This is a genomic window from Pseudomonas putida (assembly GCF_050989985.1).
Taxonomy (GTDB): domain Bacteria; phylum Pseudomonadota; class Gammaproteobacteria; order Pseudomonadales; family Pseudomonadaceae; genus Aquipseudomonas; species Aquipseudomonas putida_AI.
Map to the genome: position 1 here is coordinate 6,644,178 of NZ_CP158815.1, position 19,735 is coordinate 6,663,912.

A 19,735-nucleotide genomic window follows, 5' to 3' on the forward strand; every position below is an offset into this window, starting at 1 on the left:
CGAGGAGTACATCATGAGACGTCTCGACATTCTGCTCATTGGACGAAGCCAGGCCCTGACCGACCTGCAGCTGGAACTGGAACAACACGGACATACGCTGGCCCGGGTGACGACGCTCGATGTACCTTCGCCGGCTGGCGTAGACCTGTTGATCGATGATGCAAGCCTCGATTGGCCGCTGCTCAGTGATGCACCGCGCCTGACGCTGCAGTTAGGCATCGGCCTGCCCGGCGCTTCGGGCCTGCCTTCGCTGGACCTGTTATGCACAGTCGATTCCAGGCGGCTGCGCCCCGTGCCGATCGCCGATGAGCCTTCGGGAAACGGACAGGCACTGCGTCTGCGCGCCGTCGCGGAGCTGGTGGATCAGGTGGCCTTGCTGGTCAGTCGCTATTCGCGGGACGCCGAGTATTTCCGGCTCGCCGAATCGATTACTGGCGTTCACTTCGAACAGATTGAAAACCTGCTGTTTCTCGACAGCCTGGCCTTCGTTCACCAGCGCAACGCGACGGCCGATCCTCGATTGCTGGCTCAGGCCCAGGTGCCAATGATCGAGCGCCTTGAACAACGCTTCATTCAGTGTGCCCGGCGACCGGCGCTGAGGGTTGCTGGCAGCTCGCTCGACTATGGCCAACTCCATGCCCTGAGCCTCGCTATCCAGCAACGCTTGCAACCCTTGCTTGATCAACGGGAGGGGCCGTTGGTGGTGGGCATTTGCCTGCCGAAGTGCAGCGAATTGTATGCGGGGATTCTGGCGATCCTGGGCTGCGGCGCGGTGTACCTGCCGCTGGAGCCGAGCCATCCGCTGCAACGTCAGCAGTACATCCTGTCGAACGCGGGTGCGGTGGTTCTGCTGCATGACGGGCAGCATCCGCTCGCCGCCGACTTGCCTGGCCTGGACATCACTGCCATCGACGCCGAGGGGGTGAACCTCGACCAACCGCTGATGCGCCATCGCCCCGATCTCGAAGCGCCGTGCATGGCGCTGTATACCTCGGGCACCACCGGCCAGCCCAAAGGCGTGCTGCTCAGCCAGGCCAATCTCGCCCATTTCACCGCCTGGTACGCCGACTATGTGCAACTGACCGGGCAGAGTCGGGTGCTGCAGTTTTCTTCGCTGGGTTTCGACTCGTCGCTGATCGACATTTTCCCGACCTTGTTGCAGGGCGCGGAGCTGATCGTGCCTGACGAAGACCAGCGTCGCGACCCTCTGCAACTGGTGGAGCTGATCCGCCAGCATCGGCTGAGCCACGCTTTTTTGCCGCCGGCGCTGTTGAGCATTCTGCCGCTGGAGCAACTGCGCGGCCTCGACCACGTGATGACGGGGGGCGATGTCTGCGAGCCGTGGGTCATCGAACAACTGACCCGCCAGGGCAAGCTCTACAACCTCTATGGCCCTACTGAAGCCACGGTGCTGGTCACCGCGCGTCAAATGCAGGCCGGCGATCACAATCGCTGCCTGGGCGGTCCCATCGCCAACAGTCAGGTGCTGGTTCTCGATGAGGATTTGCAGCCCGTGATGGAGCAGACACTCGGCGAGCTGTACATCGTCGGGCCGGGTGTGTGCCTGGGCTACTTGAACAATCCACAACAGACCGCCGAGCGCTATCTGCACCTGAACCTGCCGGATGGCCGGAGCCTGCGGGCCTATCGCACCGGTGATATGGCGAAGTGGACGGCAAGCGGGATCGAGTTGTGCGGTCGGCGTGACCATCAGGTGAAGATTCGCGGTTTTCGGGTCGAGCCGGAAGAGATCGAGCGCTGCCTGCGCGATAGCCAGTTGTACCGTCAGGTGGCGGTGGTGATCGACAGCCAGCGACGGGTTCTGGCCTTCCTCGCCCAGCCTCGGGAAGACGAGCCTGGCGACGCGCGTGAGGCGTTGCGAGCCCATGCGACGCAGCATCTGCCGGACTACATGCAGCCTGCTGCTTGGACTGAGCTGGCGAGCCTGCCGTATGCGAGCAACGGCAAGGTGGATCGCAAGGCGTTGCTGGAGCTGCCGGTGAGCCTCAGCAAGAGCAGCGTGCGCTGCCTGCCGGTCAATGCCGATGAAGCGCTGTTGCGGGAGATATGGGCCGAGTTGTTGGACTTGCCGGCGAGCGATATCTCAACCGACGAAAGCTTTTTCAATCTCGGCGGTCATTCAATCCTACTGTCGCGCATGCTGCTGCGCTTGCGCGAGGAGTTCGGCCGCAGCATTTCGATCAACCGCTTCATCGAACTGCCCACCATCGCGAAGCTGGCAACGCTGGTCCGTGGCTGCGGCACCGAAGAAGTGCTCAGCGAACAGGCCTTGGCTGACGCCTCGCGCGAGCTTCAGGTGCAGCCATTGCCTATGGGGCGTCTGGGCGATGTACACAAGGTGATTGTTACCGGTGCCAATAGCTTTGTCGGGGTGCATATCGTCGAAGCGCTGCTGGCGTGGGGCGCGAGCGAAGTGGCGTGCCTGGTTCGCGACGGCAACGGGCAATCGGCTGCCGAACGTTTCGCCCTGGCGCTGCGGGAGAACCGGCTGGAGCATCTGGATCTGAGTCGGGTGCGGGTTTATGCGGCGGACATCACCCAGCCGTCCCTGGGGCTCCCACAGGAGGTTTACGAACGACTGGATCGGGAGTTCGGCGCATTGGTGCACAACGCCGCCAACGTCAATCACGTGCTCGATTACGAGTCGCTGGCACGGGACAACGTCGAGCCGATTTTCGAGTGCTTGCGACTGTGTGAAGGGCGCAGCAAAAAGATCTTCAACTTCGTCTCGACGCTGTCGGCCTCCAGCACCATTGCCAGCGATGGCAGGGTGCTCGAACTGCCTGCCGCACAAACCCCGCCGATCTACATCAAGAATGGCTACAACCTGTCGAAGTGGGTGGGCGAGCGGATCCTCGAACGCGCACGCGAGCGCGGCGTGTGGGTCAATCTCTATCGCCCGGGCAACATCAGCTTCAACAGCCTCACGGGCGTGTGCCAGCCGCACAAGAACCGTTTGATGCTGATGCTTAAGGGTTCGATCCAGCTCGGTCAGGTGCCGGAGTTCGCGCTCAATTTCGACTTGATGCCGGTGGATTTCCTCGCTCGCTTCATCGCTTTCCATGCCAGCCGCTACCAGCCGGAAAAAGCGGTGTTCAACCTGCACAACCCCGAGCCCCTGAGCTGGGAATGCTATGTGGCGTCCTTTCGTGAATCCGGCCGGGAATTCTCTCTGGTCAGCGTCGCCGACTGGCAGCAGCAACTGGGGCGGGTCGATAGCGATAACGCGTTGTTCGGTGTGCTGGGGTTCTACCTCAACGGCTTCGAGGAAGACATCGGCGACATCTCAATGATTGGCCACGACAACGCCCAGGCCGGCGTGCGGCAGATGGGTGCGCGTTACCCGGAAAAGTCGGCGGCGCTGCTGCGTCGTGGTTGCGACTACCTCAAGGAAATCAATTTCATCTGATTCATCACAACCCGCAATGGAGCAAAACCATGATCAATCTGAAACCCGATACCCTGATCAAGAATCCGAATGGCTGCCATGTCGTCTCTTCGGTGGAGGTGCCTGCCGATGCCGCGAAGGTCTGGGCTGTGGTCGGCAACTTTGCCGGCTTTCACCAATTCATCCCGGCGCTGTCACATATCGAGATGACGGGGGAAGGTGTGTCGTCCTTGCGCAAGAAGTTTTTCAAGGATGGCAACCTGGTGGTTGAGCAGCTCAACTCCCGCGATGACCGGGCCATGAACATGACTTGGACCACGATCTACAACACCTTGGGTGTGCTCAATCTGTGGGCGGCGATGCAGGTTGAAGCTGTTGGCCAGGACCGATCCATCGCGACCTGGAGCATCATTGCCGAACCTGTTCAGGGCGACGCCGAAGCTGGCTTCAAGACGTTCGTTCAGGGGTTTGCCGATGATGCGATGGAGAATGTGTCGAGGCTGTTTGCCTGACGCATTTGGCCAGCCAAGAAAGACAAAACCCCTGTCTGCGCGAGCAGACAGGGGTTCTGGAATTCAATCTTGACGATGACCTACTCTCACATGGGGAAACCCCACACTACCATCGGCGATGCATCGTTTCACTTCTGAGTTCGGGATGGGATCAGGTGGTTCCAATGCTCTATGGTCGTCAAGAAATTCTGTGACCAGCCCGTTACGAGCGTAACGTTCCGGCGAAAATTGGTGACTTCTACTAAAACAAAACCCCAACTGCTTTCGCAATTGGGGTTTCGGAATTTAATCTTGACGATGACCTACTCTCACATGGGGAAACCCCACACTACCATCGGCGATGCATCGTTTCACTTCTGAGTTCGGGATGGGATCAGGTGGTTCCAATGCTCTATGGTCGTCAAGAAATTCTTGAGCTGACGCGTCTATCGACGTTCCAGCGAATCGGGTATGTGACAGCTTTGTGTGTTGTGCGAACTTTCGGCTCATTGCGTCTTCACACACCGCAATCTGGCCTCTTTCGAGTTCGCAAATTGCTTGGGTGTTATATGGTCAAGCCTCACGGGCAATTAGTATTGGTTAGCTCAACGCCTCACAGCGCTTACACACCCAACCTATCAACGTCGTAGTCTTCGACGGCCCTTCAGGGAACTCAAGGTTCCAGTGAGATCTCATCTTGAGGCAAGTTTCCCGCTTAGATGCTTTCAGCGGTTATCTTTTCCGAACATAGCTACCCGGCAATGCCACTGGCGTGACAACCGGAACACCAGAGGTTCGTCCACTCCGGTCCTCTCGTACTAGGAGCAGCCCCTCTCAAATCTCAAACGTCCACGGCAGATAGGGACCGAACTGTCTCACGACGTTCTAAACCCAGCTCGCGTACCACTTTAAATGGCGAACAGCCATACCCTTGGGACCGGCTTCAGCCCCAGGATGTGATGAGCCGACATCGAGGTGCCAAACACCGCCGTCGATATGAACTCTTGGGCGGTATCAGCCTGTTATCCCCGGAGTACCTTTTATCCGTTGAGCGATGGCCCTTCCATACAGAACCACCGGATCACTAAGACCTACTTTCGTACCTGCTCGACGTGTCTGTCTCGCAGTCAAGCGCGCTTTTGCCTTTATACTCTACGACCGATTTCCGACCGGTCTGAGCGCACCTTCGTACTCCTCCGTTACTCTTTAGGAGGAGACCGCCCCAGTCAAACTACCCACCATACACTGTCCTCGATCCGGATAACGGACCTGAGTTAGAACCTCAAAGTTGCCAGGGTGGTATTTCAAGGATGGCTCCACGCGAACTGGCGTCCACGCTTCAAAGCCTCCCACCTATCCTACACAAGCAAATTCAAAGTCCAGTGCAAAGCTATAGTAAAGGTTCACGGGGTCTTTCCGTCTAGCCGCGGATACACTGCATCTTCACAGCGATTTCAATTTCACTGAGTCTCGGGTGGAGACAGCGCCGCCATCGTTACGCCATTCGTGCAGGTCGGAACTTACCCGACAAGGAATTTCGCTACCTTAGGACCGTTATAGTTACGGCCGCCGTTTACCGGGGCTTCGATCAAGAGCTTCGCGTTAGCTAACCCCATCAATTAACCTTCCGGCACCGGGCAGGCGTCACACCCTATACGTCCACTTTCGTGTTTGCAGAGTGCTGTGTTTTTAATAAACAGTCGCAGCGGCCTGGTATCTTCGACCGGCGTGGGCTTACGCAGCAAGTGCTTCACCCTCACCGGCGCACCTTCTCCCGAAGTTACGGTGCCATTTTGCCTAGTTCCTTCACCCGAGTTCTCTCAAGCGCCTTGGTATTCTCTACCCAACCACCTGTGTCGGTTTGGGGTACGGTTCCTGGTTATCTGAAGCTTAGAAGCTTTTCTTGGAAGCATGGCATCAACCACTTCGTCACCCAAAGGGTAACTCGTCATCAGCTCTCGGCCTTGAAACCCCGGATTTACCTAAGATTTCAGCCTACCACCTTAAACTTGGACAACCAACGCCAAGCTGGCCTAGCCTTCTCCGTCCCTCCATCGCAATAACCAGAAGTACAGGAATATTAACCTGTTTTCCATCGACTACGCTTTTCAGCCTCGCCTTAGGGACCGACTAACCCTGCGTCGATTAACGTTGCGCAGGAAACCTTGGTCTTTCGGCGTGGGTGTTTTTCACACCCATTGTCGTTACTCATGTCAGCATTCGCACTTCTGATACCTCCAGCAAGCTTCTCAACTCACCTTCACAGGCTTACAGAACGCTCCTCTACCGCATCATCCGAAGATGATACCCGTAGCTTCGGTGTATGGTTTGAGCCCCGTTACATCTTCCGCGCAGGCCGACTCGACTAGTGAGCTATTACGCTTTCTTTAAAGGGTGGCTGCTTCTAAGCCAACCTCCTAGCTGTCTAAGCCTTCCCACATCGTTTCCCACTTAACCATAACTTTGGGACCTTAGCTGACGGTCTGGGTTGTTTCCCTTTTCACGACGGACGTTAGCACCCGCCGTGTGTCTCCCATGCTCGGCACTTGTAGGTATTCGGAGTTTGCATCGGTTTGGTAAGTCGGGATGACCCCCTAGCCGAAACAGTGCTCTACCCCCTACAGTGATACATGAGGCGCTACCTAAATAGCTTTCGAGGAGAACCAGCTATCTCCGAGCTTGATTAGCCTTTCACTCCGATCCACAGGTCATCCGCTAACTTTTCAACGGTAGTCGGTTCGGTCCTCCAGTCAGTGTTACCTAACCTTCAACCTGCCCATGGATAGATCGCCCGGTTTCGGGTCTATACCCAGCGACTAAACGCCCTATTAAGACTCGCTTTCGCTACGCCTCCCCTATTCGGTTAAGCTCGCCACTGAATATAAGTCGCTGACCCATTATACAAAAGGTACGCAGTCACAGAACAAAGTCTGCTCCCACTGCTTGTACGCATACGGTTTCAGGATCTATTTCACTCCCCTCTCCGGGGTTCTTTTCGCCTTTCCCTCACGGTACTAGTTCACTATCGGTCAGTCAGTAGTATTTAGCCTTGGAGGATGGTCCCCCCATATTCAGACAAAGTTTCTCGTGCTCCGTCCTACTCGATTTCATGACTAAGAGACTTTCGCGTACAGGGCTATCACCCACTATGGCCGCACTTTCCAGAGCGTTCCGCTAATCTCAAAGCCACTTAAGGGCTAGTCCCCGTTCGCTCGCCACTACTAAGGGAATCTCGGTTGATTTCTTTTCCTCAGGGTACTTAGATGTTTCAGTTCCCCTGGTTCGCCTCTTGCACCTATGTATTCAGTACAAGATAACCATCTTATGATGGCTGGGTTCCCCCATTCAGACATCTCCGGATCAAAGTCTGTTTGCCGACTCCCCGAAGCTTTTCGCAGGCTACCACGTCTTTCATCGCCTCTGACTGCCAAGGCATCCACCGTATGCGCTTCTTCACTTGACCATATAACCCCAAGCAATCTGGTTATACTGTGAAGACGACATTCGCCGAAAATTCGCATTGCTCTAAGAGCAACTCACAAATTTTACCTTAGCCTGATCCGTTACCAGTGAAAGTAACGTTCAGTCTATCTTTCTATCACATACCCAAATTTTTAAAGAACGATCTAGTCAAAGACTAGAAATCAACATTCACCATCCTTCGATGGAATGCTCATTTCTAAGCTTTATACGTCAGAAGCAGTAGTGGTGGAGCCAAGCGGGATCGAACCGCTGACCTCCTGCGTGCAAGGCAGGCGCTCTCCCAGCTGAGCTATGGCCCCGTATTTCTACAGGCGTTTCCCACACAAAATTGGTGGGTCTGGGCAGATTCGAACTGCCGACCTCACCCTTATCAGGGGTGCGCTCTAACCAACTGAGCTACAGACCCAATTTCGGGCTGCTTCTATCGTCTTCTTCAATGAATCAAGCAATTCGTGTGGGAGCTTATGGCGCAGCTGAGTCGTCGATTAAGGAGGTGATCCAGCCGCAGGTTCCCCTACGGCTACCTTGTTACGACTTCACCCCAGTCATGAATCACACCGTGGTAACCGTCCCCCCGAAGGTTAGACTAGCTACTTCTGGTGCAACCCACTCCCATGGTGTGACGGGCGGTGTGTACAAGGCCCGGGAACGTATTCACCGCGACATTCTGATTCGCGATTACTAGCGATTCCGACTTCACGCAGTCGAGTTGCAGACTGCGATCCGGACTACGATCGGTTTTGTGGGATTAGCTCCACCTCGCGGCTTGGCAACCCTCTGTACCGACCATTGTAGCACGTGTGTAGCCCAGGCCGTAAGGGCCATGATGACTTGACGTCATCCCCACCTTCCTCCGGTTTGTCACCGGCAGTCTCCTTAGAGTGCCCACCATTACGTGCTGGTAACTAAGGACAAGGGTTGCGCTCGTTACGGGACTTAACCCAACATCTCACGACACGAGCTGACGACAGCCATGCAGCACCTGTCTCAATGTTCCCGAAGGCACCAATCCATCTCTGGAAAGTTCATTGGATGTCAAGGCCTGGTAAGGTTCTTCGCGTTGCTTCGAATTAAACCACATGCTCCACCGCTTGTGCGGGCCCCCGTCAATTCATTTGAGTTTTAACCTTGCGGCCGTACTCCCCAGGCGGTCAACTTAATGCGTTAGCTGCGCCACTAAAGACTCAAGGTCCCCAACGGCTAGTTGACATCGTTTACGGCGTGGACTACCAGGGTATCTAATCCTGTTTGCTCCCCACGCTTTCGCACCTCAGTGTCAGTATCAGTCCAGGTGGTCGCCTTCGCCACTGGTGTTCCTTCCTATATCTACGCATTTCACCGCTACACAGGAAATTCCACCACCCTCTACCATACTCTAGCTTGTCAGTTTTGAATGCAGTTCCCAGGTTGAGCCCGGGGCTTTCACATCCAACTTAACAAACCACCTACGCGCGCTTTACGCCCAGTAATTCCGATTAACGCTTGCACCCTCTGTATTACCGCGGCTGCTGGCACAGAGTTAGCCGGTGCTTATTCTGTCGGTAACGTCAAAACACTAACGTATTAGGTTAATGCCCTTCCTCCCAACTTAAAGTGCTTTACAATCCGAAGACCTTCTTCACACACGCGGCATGGCTGGATCAGGCTTTCGCCCATTGTCCAATATTCCCCACTGCTGCCTCCCGTAGGAGTCTGGACCGTGTCTCAGTTCCAGTGTGACTGATCATCCTCTCAGACCAGTTACGGATCGTCGCCTTGGTGAGCCATTACCTCACCAACTAGCTAATCCGACCTAGGCTCATCTGATAGCGCAAGGCCCGAAGGTCCCCTGCTTTCTCCCGTAGGACGTATGCGGTATTAGCGTTCCTTTCGAAACGTTGTCCCCCACTACCAGGCAGATTCCTAGGCATTACTCACCCGTCCGCCGCTGAATCAGAGAGCAAGCTCTCTTCATCCGCTCGACTTGCATGTGTTAGGCCTGCCGCCAGCGTTCAATCTGAGCCATGATCAAACTCTTCAGTTCAAACATCTTTGGGTTTTGAGAAAACCCTAAACTTGGCTCAGCAATCGTTGGTTACATCTTTGATTTCTCGCGGAGTAACTTGTGATGCTGATAATCTGTTGACTAGCAGTCTGACACCACAAGCACCCACACGAATTGCTTGATTCAGTTGTTAAAGAGCGGTTGGTTAAGCGCTTCGCTCAACCGAGGCGCGCATTCTACAGCAGCCTCATTTGCTGTCAAGTGATTATTTTCAGAAGTTTTCAAGGAATCCTTAACAACTTCAACCACTTGCGCTTTCGATCTCTCGTCAGCGGGAGGCGAATTCTACAGCGTTACTCGCTGCTGTCAACACCTCTTTTTCAACTTCCTGCGGGCTTCGATGAACTGAAGCACCTGACCGTCAAAACTGCGTAACCCATTGTTTACCAAGGAGTTTTCCGTTTCGGCTGCGCCGGAAGTGGGGCGAATTATAGAGATCTAAAACTCGCCGTCAACACTTAATTTCAGTTTTCTTTCAATAAGTTACAGACGGCAGAAAACCGGCCTGCTCCCCCGCAATCGGGAGGAGCAAAACCAGCCTTTCTATATAGAAGGAAACGTCAGAGCACGCCGGACTCTTTAAACGCAGCCACGACACCAGAATCCAGCCCCAGCACCCGCTGCAGAACCTCCAGCGTATGCTCGCCCAGTAAAGGAGGAGCACGACGATACTCAACCGGCGTCTCGGACAAACGAATCGGACTCGCAACCTGAGGCACCAGCCCGGCCAGAGCATGTGGTAGCTCGATCGCCAAACCACGCGCCTTGACCTGAGGATCGGCAAACATCTGCGCCAGGTCATTGATCGGGCCACAGGGCACACCAGCCTGTTCCAGCTGAGCCACCCATTCAGCAGTGGTCTTGAATACCGTAGCCTGACGGATCAGCGGAATAAGCTCCGCCCGATTCGCTACCCGCAGCTTGTTGGTAGCAAACCGCGGATCATCCGCCCACTGAGGCTGCCCCGCGACTTCCGCGAACTTGCGGAACTGCCCGTCATTACCCACGGTAAGGATGAAATCGCCATCCGCCGTAGGAAAATCCTGATAAGGCACGATATTCGGATGAGCATTCCCCAAACGCTTGGGAGGATTGCCTGTAGTCAGGTAGTTCATCGCCTGGTTGGCCAGACATGCCACCTGCACATCCAGCAATGCCATATCGATGTGCTGCCCACCGCCCTCCTGGTTTCGATGCGCAAGCGCCGCCAGGATCGCCACGGTGGAGTACAGCCCCGTCAAGATGTCGGTCAGTGCCACCCCGACCTTCACCGGCCCCGCCCCCTCATCCCCTTCAGGTCGCCCCGTCAGGCTCATGAGACCGCCCAGCCCCTGGATCATGAAGTCATAACCCGCACGCTTGGCGTAAGGACCGGTTTGACCAAACCCGGTGATCGAGCAATAGATCAGATTCGGATTGATCGCCTTCAGCGATTCGTAGTCCAGCCCGTAGGCCGCCAGCCCACCGACCTTGAAGTTCTCGATCAGAATGTCTGACTTGGCCGCCAGGTCTCGCACCAGCTTCTGCCCTTCCGGGCGAGTGAAGTCGATGGTCACCGATTGCTTGTTGCGATTGGCCGACAGGTAATAGGCGGCCTCGCTGGTGTTTTCGCCATAGGCGTCTTTAAGGAAAGGCGGGCCCCAGGCGCGCGTGTCATCGCCATTGCCTGGACGCTCGACCTTGATCACTTCAGCGCCAAGGTCCGCAAGGATCTGCCCCGCCCACGGCCCGGCCAATACCCGCGATAAATCCAGTACCCGCAGATGCGAAAGCGCGCCCATGGCGTTCTCCTATTAATAGAACGCTTGAAGGCCAGTCTGCGCGCGACCGAGGATCAGCGCGTGGACGTCATGCGTACCCTCATAGGTATTCACCACTTCCAGGTTGACCAGATGGCGAGCAACGCCGAACTCATCCGAAATACCGTTGCCGCCCAACATGTCACGGGCCATGCGTGCGATGTCCAAAGACTTGCCGCAGGAGTTGCGCTTCATCATCGAAGTGATTTCAACCGCCGCCGTGCCTTCGTCCTTCATCCGACCCAGGCGCAGGCAGCCTTGCAGCGCCATGGTGATCTCGGTTTGCATGTCGGCCAGTTTCTTCTGGATCAGCTGAGTGGCAGCCAGTGGGCGGCCGAACTGCTGACGATCCAGGGTGTATTGGCGAGCGGTGTGCCAGCAGAACTCGGCAGCGCCCAGCGCGCCCCAGGAAATGCCATAACGCGCCGAGTTGAGGCAGGTGAATGGACCTTTCAAGCCACGGACATCCGGAAAGATGTTCTCTTCAGGAACAAACACGTTATCCATCACGATCTCGCCGGTGATCGATGCACGCAGGCCAACCTTGCCGTGAATCGCCGGAGCGCTCAGGCCTTTCCAGCCTTTCTCCAGAACGAAACCGCGAATGTCGCCCGCATCGTCCTTGCCCCAGACCACGAACACATCGGCGATTGGGCTGTTGGTGATCCACATCTTGCCGCCGGTCAGGCTGTAGCCGCCTTCCACTTTGCGTGCACGAGTAATCATCGAGCCCGGGTCGGAACCGTGGTTAGGCTCAGTCAGACCGAAGCAACCGATCCACTCGCCCGAGGCCAGTTTTGGCAGGTATTTCTGTTTCTGTGCTTCGGTACCGAACTCATTGATCGGCACCATCACCAGCGAGGACTGCACGCTCATCATCGAGCGGTAGCCGGAATCGATACGCTCGACTTCACGGGCGATCAGGCCGTAGCTGACGTAGTTCAGGCCGCTGCCGCCGTACTGTTCTGGAATGGTCGCACCCAACAGACCCACTTCGCCCATTTCGCGGAAGATCGCCGGGTCGGTCTTTTCATGGCGGAACGCTTCGAGAATGCGCGGCGCGAGGCTCTGCTGGGCAAACTGAGCGGCGGTGTCGCGGATCATGCGCTCTTCTTCGGTGAGCTGTTGATCCAGCAGCAGGGGATCGATCCAGTTGAAGCTAGCTTTACCACCCATGAGTGCATCCTCTCGAAACGGGTCAAATAACGTGGGAGTGATCCTAGGCCCGGTTCGCCGTCCGGGCAAACGAGGATTTCGCATACTGTTGTGCTAATTTCTCACTCCGAAACGTCGCAAACCGCAAATTGTGCGATGTATTAGTGAGGTTGACGTACATGCGCAGAAAGATCCCCAGCACAACCGCCCTGATCAGCTTTGAGGCAGCCGCACGCCACGAGAGCTTTACCAAGGCGGCACAGGAACTTTCACTCACCCAAGGGGCGATTTGCCGACAGATCGCCAGCCTTGAGGAGTTCCTCAACGTTGAGCTGTTCCGACGCTCACGGCGCGGAGTAAAACTCACGGAAGCCGGCCTCTCCTACAGCCGCCGGGTGGCAACCCAACTCGATGCGGTCGAGCGTGACACCTTGTCAGTGATGGGCCAGCAAGGCGCCAATGTGATCGAACTAGCGGTGGTTCCGACCTTCGGTACTCAATGGCTGCTACCCAGGCTTAAGGACTTCCAGCAAAAACACCCGGAAGTGACGGTCAACCTGACCAACCGCACACGGCCCTTCCTGTTTGCCGATACAGACTTCGATGCAGCGATTTATTTCGGCGATGCGGACTGGTCAGGCACAGAGTCCCATCGCTTGATGGGCGAGCATCCGCTGCCCGTTTGCAGTCCCAACCTGCTGGGAAAAAAAAGCCACCTGACCGCCGAGGAAATCGCTGAACTACCCCTCTTGCAACAGACCACCCGCCCCTACGCCTGGCGACACTGGTTTAACTCCCAGCGACTGAATGTCCCGCGCGACATGACAGGACCACGCTACGAGCTATTCTCCATGCTGGCTCAGGCGGCCATGCATGACATGGGTATCGCCCTGATTCCACCGTTCCTGATTCAGCGTGAATTGGCCGAGAAACGCCTGGTGATTGCCAACCCCCAGGCACTCTCCAGCATTAAGGCGTATTACCTAATGATTCCCGAGAGAAAGGTCGAATCGGCCTCTTTAAGGGCTTTTCGGGATTGGCTGGTCCATCAGGCGCACAGCTACAGCATCGAGGAATAAAGGGCTTCAGCCGTTAGCTGACCCCGTAGTCAGCAAAATAAAAACCCTACAGATATAAGTATTTGTCGCATATTCGAAGACTGTACTCAAAAGCAGTACAAACGTCCCACAAGCGCCTGAATACATGGCTTTGCGCTGCTATTTCGAAGCAATACAGCATCATTCATATGGCCGATGCGCAAATTCTTTATTTTCGATAAAAATGGCTGTATGTCGCGCCCTACAAGGGCTTGAACCGGATTGCTGCGACATTCGGTCACGGGATGACTTGTAGTTAATTTTACGTCACGCGTCATAATCCCTTGAAAGGGCGCAAAGTTCGCCTGCAAAATGCCGCGCCCCGCCCAGATTCGGCGGGATCGTGCTGATCGGCCGCCCCAGCCGCACCATCCGTAGTGCATGGGTTTACTCAATAAGATCACGCAGGAGATTTGACGTGCACATTGGTGTTCCTCTCGAGACCCAGACGGGTGAAACACGGGTTGCTGCTACCCCGGAAACCATTAAGAAGCTGATCAGCCAGGGCCATAAGGTCACTGTACAAAGCGGCGCCGGTATCAATGCCAGCGTTGTCGACAGTGCTTATGTAGCGGCAGGCGCAACCATTGGCAGCGCCAGTGATGCGTTTGGTGCCGAGCTGATCCTCAAAGTGGTCGCACCCAACAACAACGAACTGGCGCTGATCAAGCGCGGAGCCGTTGTGGTGGGCATGCTCAACCCGTTCAGCAATGAAACCATCGCCAATCTCGCCGAGTGCGGCATTACCGCGTTTGCGCTGGAAGCCGCGCCGCGTACCTCCCGCGCCCAGAGCCTGGACGTACTGTCTTCCCAGGCCAACATCGCCGGCTATAAAGCCGTGTTGCTGGCCGCTCACTACTACCCTCGCTTCATGCCGATGCTGATGACTGCCGCGGGCACCGTGAAAGCGGCGCGCGTGCTGATTCTCGGCGCCGGCGTGGCTGGCCTGCAGGCCATCGCTACGGCGAAACGCCTGGGTGCGGTGATCGAGGCGTCTGACGTACGTCCGGCGGTGAAGGAACAGATCGAATCCCTCGGCGCCAAGTTCGTCGACGTGCCTTACGAAACCGATGAAGAGCGTGAATGCGCCGTCGGTGTCGGCGGTTACGCACGCCCGATGCCGGCGAGCTGGATGCAGCGCCAGGCCGTGGCCGTGCACGAGCGCGCCAAGCAGGCTGACATCGTCATTACCACCGCACTGATTCCGGGTCGCAAGGCGCCGACGCTATTGAGCGCGGAAACCGTGGCGCAGATGAAGCCGGGTTCGGTGGTCATCGACCTGGCGGCAGCCCAGGGCGGCAACTGCCCGCTGACCGTGGCGGACCAGGTAGTCGTGGAGAATGGCGTGACCATTGTCGGCCCGACCAACCTGGCGGCTTCTGTCGGTGCCGATGCCTCGGCGCTGTATGCCCGCAACCTGCTGGACTTCATGAAACTGTTGTTCGATAAAGATGGACAACTGGTGATCAACCTTGAAGACGATATCGTCGCCGCGTGCCTGATGTGCCGCGACGGCCAGATCGTGCGCAAGAACGGCTGAGGATAAAAACAATGGAAGACATGCTGATCTCTCACGGTATCTACAACCTGATCATCTTCGTGCTGGCTATCTATGTCGGCTACCACGTGGTCTGGAACGTGACTCCTGCGCTGCACACACCACTGATGGCGGTCACCAACGCCATCTCCGCCATTGTGATCGTCGGCGCCATGCTCGCGGCCGCCCTCACCGTGACTCCGCTGGGCAAGACCATGGGCACCCTGGCCGTGGCACTGGCCGCGGTTAACGTGTTCGGTGGCTTCCTGGTGACCCGGCGCATGCTGGAAATGTTCAAGAAGAAGGCGGCTCCAGCAAAAGCTCCGGCAGCCAAGGCCGAAGCAGTCAAAGCTGAGGTGCAGCAAGCATGAGCATGAACCTGGTTACATCCCTGTATTTGATCGCCTCGGTCTGCTTCATCCAGGCGCTCAAGGGTCTCTCGCACCCAACCACATCGCGTCGCGGCAACCTGTTCGGCATGCTCGGCATGGGTTTGGCAATCCTCACTACGGTCGGCCTGATCTACAAATTGGGCGCCGAGCTGGCCCATGACGGCATCGTCTACGTGATCGTCGGCCTGCTGATCGGCGGCACCGCCGGTTCGATCATGGCCAAGCGCGTTGAAATGACCAAGATGCCCGAGCTGGTCGCCTTCATGCACAGCATGATCGGCCTGGCCGCGGTGTTCATTGCCGTGGCTGCCGTGGTCGAGCCACAGTCGCTGGGCATCGTCCAGCAGCTGGGTGACGCGATCCCGGCCGGTAACCGCCTGGAGCTGTTCCTCGGTGCAGCCATCGGTGCAATCACCTTCTCCGGTTCGGTGATTGCCTTCGGCAAGCTGGCTGGCAAGTACAAGTTCCGCCTGTTCCAGGGCGCACCAGTACAGTTCTCCGGTCAGCACAAGCTGAACCTGCTGCTGGGCCTGGCCACACTGGCTCTGGGCGTGACCTTCATGCTCACCGGCGACTACATCGCTTTCGGCCTGATGCTGGCGCTGGCCTTTGTGCTCGGCGTGCTGATCATCATCCCGATTGGCGGTGCCGACATGCCGGTCGTCGTGTCGATGCTCAACAGCTATTCCGGCTGGGCGGCGGCGGGTATCGGCTTCTCGCTGAACAACTCGATGCTGATCATCGCCGGTTCGCTGGTGGGCTCCTCCGGTGCGATTCTGTCTTACATCATGTGCAAGGCAATGAACCGCTCCTTCTTTAATGTACTGCTCGGCGGCTTCGGCAACACTGCGGATGCGGCCGGCCCTGCGGGTTCCAAAGAAGCACGTCCGGTGAAATCCGGCTCGGCTGACGACGCGACCTTCCTGCTGACCAACGCTGATACCGTGATCATCGTTCCGGGCTATGGCCTGGCGGTAGCACGGGCACAGCACGCGCTGAAGGAACTGACCGAGAAGCTGACCCATCACGGCGTGACCGTGAAGTACGCGATCCACCCGGTCGCCGGTCGTATGCCGGGCCACATGAACGTTCTGCTGGCCGAGGCCGAAGTGCCTTACGACCAGGTGTTCGAGATGGACGACATCAACTCCGAGTTCGGCCAGGCCGACGTGGTGCTGGTGTTGGGCGCCAACGACGTGGTCAACCCGGCCGCCAAGAACGATCCGAAATCGCCGATTGCCGGCATGCCGATTCTCGAAGCGTTCAAGGCCAAGACCATCATCGTCAACAAGCGCTCGATGGCCAGCGGCTACGCCGGTCTGGACAACGAATTGTTCTATCTGGACAAGACTATGATGGTGTTCGGTGACGCGAAAAAGGTCATCGAAGACATGGTCAAGGCTGTCGAGTAACTCTCGCCTGCAACACAAAACGCCCCGACCTGTCGGGGCGTTTTTGTTTGCGCAAATCGTCGGACAAAACCACCGCTTTGTTACTGATCCGGTAACGGTGTTTTGCTTGAAAGGCCCGGAATAGACGGCTCTTTTGCGACCTTGGTAGCGGGACAGAGGCCAGGGAAATTCAATAGACTGCGCATCCAGCTACCCGCTTTCCGAGATAACAATCCATGTACCGTGACCGTATTCGCCTGCCTTCGTTGTTGGATAAAGTGATGAGCGCCGCCGAGGCTGCCGCTCTTATTGAGGACGGCATGACCGTCGGCATGAGCGGCTTCACCCGCGCCGGCGAAGCCAAGGCCGTCCCCCACGCATTGGCCGAGCGAGCCAAGGTTACGCCGCTGAAAATCAGCCTGATGACTGGCGCAAGCCTGGGCAACGATCTCGACAAACAGCTCACCGAAGCCGGCGTGTTGTCGCGACGCATGCCCTTCCAGGTGGACAGCACCCTGCGCAAGGCGATCAATGCCGGCGAAGTGATGTTCATCGACCAGCACCTCTCGGAAACCGTCGAGCAACTGCGCAACCAGCAATTGAAGCTGCCGGACATCGCGGTCATCGAAGCCGTGGCCATTACCGAGCAGGGCCATATCGTGCCGACCACTTCCGTGGGCAACTCGGCCAGCTTCGCGATTTTCGCCAAACACGTGATCGTCGAGATCAACCTGGCGCACAACCCGAATCTCGAAGGCCTGCACGACATCTATATCCCGACTTATCGTCCGACCCGTACGCCGATTCCACTGGTCAAGGTCGACGATCGCATTGGCAGTACCGCGATTCCGATCCCGCCGGAAAAGATCGTCGCGATCGTGGTCACCAACCAGGCCGACTCGCCCTCCACTGTGCTGCCGCCAGACGCGGAAACCCAAGCCATTGCCGATCACCTGATCGGCTTCTTCAAGCAGGAAGTGGACGCCGGGCGCATGACCAACAAGCTGGGCCCGCTGCAGGCCGGGATCGGCACGATTGCCAACTCGGTGATGTGCGGCCTGATCGATTCGCCCTTTGAAGACCTGACGATGTACTCCGAAGTGTTGCAGGACTCGACCTTCGACCTGATCGACGCCGGCAAGCTGAGTTTTGCCTCGGGCAGCTCGATCACGCTGTCGAGCCGTCGCAACGCTGATGTGTTCGGCAACCTGGAACGCTACAAGGACAAACTGGTGCTGCGTCCGCAGGAAATTTCCAACCACCCGGAAGTGGTGCGTCGCCTCGGCATCATCGGCATCAACACGGCGCTGGAGTTCGACATCTATGGCAACGTCAACTCCACCCATGTCTGCGGTACGCGGATGATGAACGGCATCGGCGGCTCGGGCGACTTTGCGCGCAACGCGCACCTGGCGATCTTCGTGACCAAATCGATCGCCAAGGGCGGCGCGATTTCCAGCGTCGTACCTATGGTCAGCCATGTCGACCACACCGAGCACGATGTCGACATCCTCGTCACCGAAATCGGCCTGGCGGATTTGCGCGGCCTGGCGCCTCGCGAGCGGGCCCGCGCCATCATTGATAACTGTGTGCACCCGGACTACCGCCAGGCATTGAACGACTACTTCTCCGCCGCCTGCGCCCTCGGTGGACACACCCCTCATATCCTTCGCGATGCACTGAGCTGGCACATCAGGCTGGAAGAAACCGGGAAAATGCTCGCTTCGTAATTGGTACAGATGGCAGCTGACGCAAACACAGTTTCGTCAGCTTGCTATCGTTCAGCCAAAATCCTTCAAAAACTGTACTTCTGTACCGGTCATTTCCTACCGAAAACTCCTACACGTACTGGCCGAATCCTCAAAATCGCACCACAATAGTGCGGATAGGTACAGTTGCCTCAATTTCGACCAGTACACCCCCTATAAACAGTTAACTGAGCCCTCACAATACAGATGAACTGTATCTACAGAGACTAGGCAAACAAGAGGATCATGGGCACCAGTTAAACCACTACCTAATCCCGCCACAAGCGGAAGGATGAAAACCATGGAACGTACACTCAGTTCCGATCTGTTCTTTCAAGACACTGCTGCAAAATCCCAGGCTTCCCTGCCTCTGCGCGTTATCGCTAACCTGATGCTGTGGCAACGCCGCATCTCCAGCCGCCACCAACTGGCTCGTCTGGATTCGCGTCTGCTGGCTGATGCCGGTATCAGCGAAGCACAGCGTTACGAAGAGCTGAGCAAGCCGTTCTGGCGCTAAGTGAGCGTCGCTGGCTCTGACCTCAAGGTCCACCGCCAGCAAACGAATTGAAAAAACAAAGCCCGTCGTGGGAAACCACGACGGGCTTTGTCGTTTCAGGGCAGGAAATCCTGAGACAAGTACAGTTTCAACAAAATTAGATAACACCAGTACAGTACAAACGATACACTGATTCTAGTCAAACGCTCTCGAACGATCAGATTGTCGAGGCCCTGCACACAGGCCTACTATCAATTCAGAACATTGCGAACGCGGAGTGTCTAACGTCTGACTCATTCGACACTGCGCCACCTCTCAATCGGCTTACCCAAAGGAGTTACACCATGTCCCGTCTTCGTCTGCTCAGCGCTGCTGCTCTGCTTGCCGTGGCCGCCAATGCCCACGCCACCAGCTTCATCGTGACCACCGATGCCGTCGTCGGTGCACTCAAATCCAGCTCCGATGCGACCTCCGACGTCACTTCGTCGTTTCACGACGACAAGATCGTGCTCGCGGCCCGTGACGATGCCGCCAGCTTCGTCGCCAGCGAAGGTGCCATCCGCGGTGTGAAACTGGAAAGCGCGCTGGACCACATCCGCCACCAGGCACCACAACTCAACGCAACCGACGCACAACTGGCGCAAGCCATCCTGACGATCTAAGCGCCCGTTTCGACCCGGGGCACGCCACTCG

Annotated in this window: 11 protein-coding genes, 2 tRNA genes and 4 rRNA genes; 9 read left to right on the top strand and 8 right to left on the bottom strand. The window is 56.9% G+C overall.

The genetic code is table 11. The features are described from left to right. Window positions 1-13 precede the first annotated feature (13 nt). Both ABTV29_RS30330 and ABTV29_RS30335 read left to right on the top strand, forming a co-directional pair. Window positions 14-3,430 carry an amino acid adenylation domain-containing protein gene (locus ABTV29_RS30330; RefSeq protein WP_433768168.1) on the top strand — a complete coding sequence of 1,139 codons (3,417 nt, stop codon included), beginning with the start codon at window positions 14-16 and terminating at the stop codon, window positions 3,428-3,430. A 29-nt stretch (window positions 3,431-3,459) separates the two neighbouring features. Continuing rightward, complete coding sequence (locus tag ABTV29_RS30335) at window positions 3,460-3,921, top strand: SRPBCC family protein (RefSeq protein ID WP_433768169.1); 462 nt, start codon at window positions 3,460-3,462, stop codon at window positions 3,919-3,921. A 67-nt stretch (window positions 3,922-3,988) separates the two neighbouring features. Here the strand turns inward: ABTV29_RS30335 and rrf (ABTV29_RS30340) are convergent. The 8 genes from rrf (ABTV29_RS30340) to ABTV29_RS30375 form a co-directional block, all read right to left on the bottom strand. Then, window positions 3,989-4,104: ribosomal RNA gene (gene rrf, locus ABTV29_RS30340) — 5S ribosomal RNA — on the bottom strand. A gap of 106 nt (window positions 4,105-4,210) precedes the next feature. After that, window positions 4,211-4,326, bottom strand: a 5S ribosomal RNA gene (gene rrf, locus ABTV29_RS30345). A gap of 143 nt (window positions 4,327-4,469) precedes the next feature. Continuing rightward, window positions 4,470-7,363, bottom strand: a 23S ribosomal RNA gene (locus ABTV29_RS30350). 243 nt (window positions 7,364-7,606) lie between these two features. After that, window positions 7,607-7,682, bottom strand: a tRNA-Ala gene (locus ABTV29_RS30355). A 30-nt stretch (window positions 7,683-7,712) separates the two neighbouring features. After that, a tRNA-Ile gene (locus tag ABTV29_RS30360) sits at window positions 7,713-7,789 on the bottom strand. An 80-nt stretch (window positions 7,790-7,869) separates the two neighbouring features. Further along, window positions 7,870-9,406, bottom strand: a 16S ribosomal RNA gene (locus ABTV29_RS30365). The 16S, 23S and 5S rRNA genes sit together here with 2 tRNA genes alongside, the layout of an rRNA operon. Before the next feature lie 581 nt (window positions 9,407-9,987). Beyond that, on the bottom strand, window positions 9,988-11,208 hold the full coding sequence (locus tag ABTV29_RS30370; RefSeq protein ID WP_433768170.1) for a CaiB/BaiF CoA transferase family protein: 1,221 nt from the start codon (window positions 11,206-11,208) through the stop codon (window positions 9,988-9,990). 12 nt (window positions 11,209-11,220) lie between these two features. Then, the gene (locus tag ABTV29_RS30375) at window positions 11,221-12,402 is read right to left on the bottom strand and encodes an acyl-CoA dehydrogenase (RefSeq protein WP_433768171.1); all 1,182 of its coding nucleotides are present in this window, start codon (window positions 12,400-12,402) and stop codon (window positions 11,221-11,223) included. Window positions 12,403-12,560: 158 nt separating this feature from the next. Here ABTV29_RS30375 and ABTV29_RS30380 point away from each other — a divergent pair, with 158 nt between their 5' ends. The 7 genes from ABTV29_RS30380 (at window position 12,561) to ABTV29_RS30410 (ending at window position 19,704) form a co-directional block, all read left to right on the top strand. Continuing rightward, complete coding sequence (locus tag ABTV29_RS30380; RefSeq protein ID WP_433768172.1) at window positions 12,561-13,460, top strand: LysR family transcriptional regulator; 900 nt, start codon at window positions 12,561-12,563, stop codon at window positions 13,458-13,460. A 436-nt stretch (window positions 13,461-13,896) separates the two neighbouring features. Continuing rightward, window positions 13,897-15,018, top strand: a complete 1,122-nt coding sequence (locus tag ABTV29_RS30385) for a Re/Si-specific NAD(P)(+) transhydrogenase subunit alpha (RefSeq protein ID WP_433768173.1) — start codon at window positions 13,897-13,899, stop codon at window positions 15,016-15,018. An 11-nt stretch (window positions 15,019-15,029) separates the two neighbouring features. Beyond that, window positions 15,030-15,386 (top strand): NAD(P) transhydrogenase subunit alpha, encoded by a 357-nt coding sequence (locus tag ABTV29_RS30390; protein WP_007992881.1) that lies wholly within the window; start codon window positions 15,030-15,032, stop codon window positions 15,384-15,386. Next, the gene (locus ABTV29_RS30395) at window positions 15,383-16,819 is read left to right on the top strand and encodes an NAD(P)(+) transhydrogenase (Re/Si-specific) subunit beta (protein WP_433768174.1); all 1,437 of its coding nucleotides are present in this window, start codon (window positions 15,383-15,385) and stop codon (window positions 16,817-16,819) included. Before ABTV29_RS30390 ends, ABTV29_RS30395 begins: the two co-directional genes overlap by 4 nt. A 215-nt stretch (window positions 16,820-17,034) precedes the next feature. Then, on the top strand, window positions 17,035-18,528 hold the full coding sequence (locus ABTV29_RS30400) for an acetyl-CoA hydrolase/transferase family protein (RefSeq protein ID WP_433768175.1): 1,494 nt from the start codon (window positions 17,035-17,037) through the stop codon (window positions 18,526-18,528). Window positions 18,529-18,847: 319 nt separating this feature from the next. Further along, on the top strand, window positions 18,848-19,063 hold the full coding sequence (locus ABTV29_RS30405) for a DUF1127 domain-containing protein (protein ID WP_433768176.1): 216 nt from the start codon (window positions 18,848-18,850) through the stop codon (window positions 19,061-19,063). A gap of 323 nt (window positions 19,064-19,386) precedes the next feature. Further along, the gene (locus ABTV29_RS30410; RefSeq protein ID WP_433768177.1) at window positions 19,387-19,704 is read left to right on the top strand and encodes a DUF2388 domain-containing protein; all 318 of its coding nucleotides are present in this window, start codon (window positions 19,387-19,389) and stop codon (window positions 19,702-19,704) included. The last annotated feature ends 31 nt before the right edge of the window (window positions 19,705-19,735 follow it).

What these genes read in the sequence shown, in the direction of transcription:
- ABTV29_RS30375 (WP_433768171.1), bottom strand. Translation starts at nt 12,402, where the DNA reads ATGGGTGGTAAAGCTAGCTTCAACTGGATCGATCCCCTGCTGCTGGAT.
- ABTV29_RS30330 (WP_433768168.1), top strand. Translation starts at nt 14, where the DNA reads ATGAGACGTCTCGACATTCTGCTCATTGGACGAAGCCAGGCCCTGACC.
- ABTV29_RS30405 (WP_433768176.1), top strand. Translation starts at nt 18,848, where the DNA reads ATGGAACGTACACTCAGTTCCGATCTGTTCTTTCAAGACACTGCTGCA.
- ABTV29_RS30395 (WP_433768174.1), top strand. Translation starts at nt 15,383, where the DNA reads ATGAGCATGAACCTGGTTACATCCCTGTATTTGATCGCCTCGGTCTGC.
- ABTV29_RS30335 (WP_433768169.1), top strand. Translation starts at nt 3,460, where the DNA reads ATGATCAATCTGAAACCCGATACCCTGATCAAGAATCCGAATGGCTGC.
- ABTV29_RS30410 (WP_433768177.1), top strand. Translation starts at nt 19,387, where the DNA reads ATGTCCCGTCTTCGTCTGCTCAGCGCTGCTGCTCTGCTTGCCGTGGCC.
- ABTV29_RS30390 (WP_007992881.1), top strand. Translation starts at nt 15,030, where the DNA reads ATGGAAGACATGCTGATCTCTCACGGTATCTACAACCTGATCATCTTC.
- ABTV29_RS30400 (WP_433768175.1), top strand. Translation starts at nt 17,035, where the DNA reads ATGTACCGTGACCGTATTCGCCTGCCTTCGTTGTTGGATAAAGTGATG.
- ABTV29_RS30380 (WP_433768172.1), top strand. Translation starts at nt 12,561, where the DNA reads ATGCGCAGAAAGATCCCCAGCACAACCGCCCTGATCAGCTTTGAGGCA.
- ABTV29_RS30370 (WP_433768170.1), bottom strand. Translation starts at nt 11,208, where the DNA reads ATGGGCGCGCTTTCGCATCTGCGGGTACTGGATTTATCGCGGGTATTG.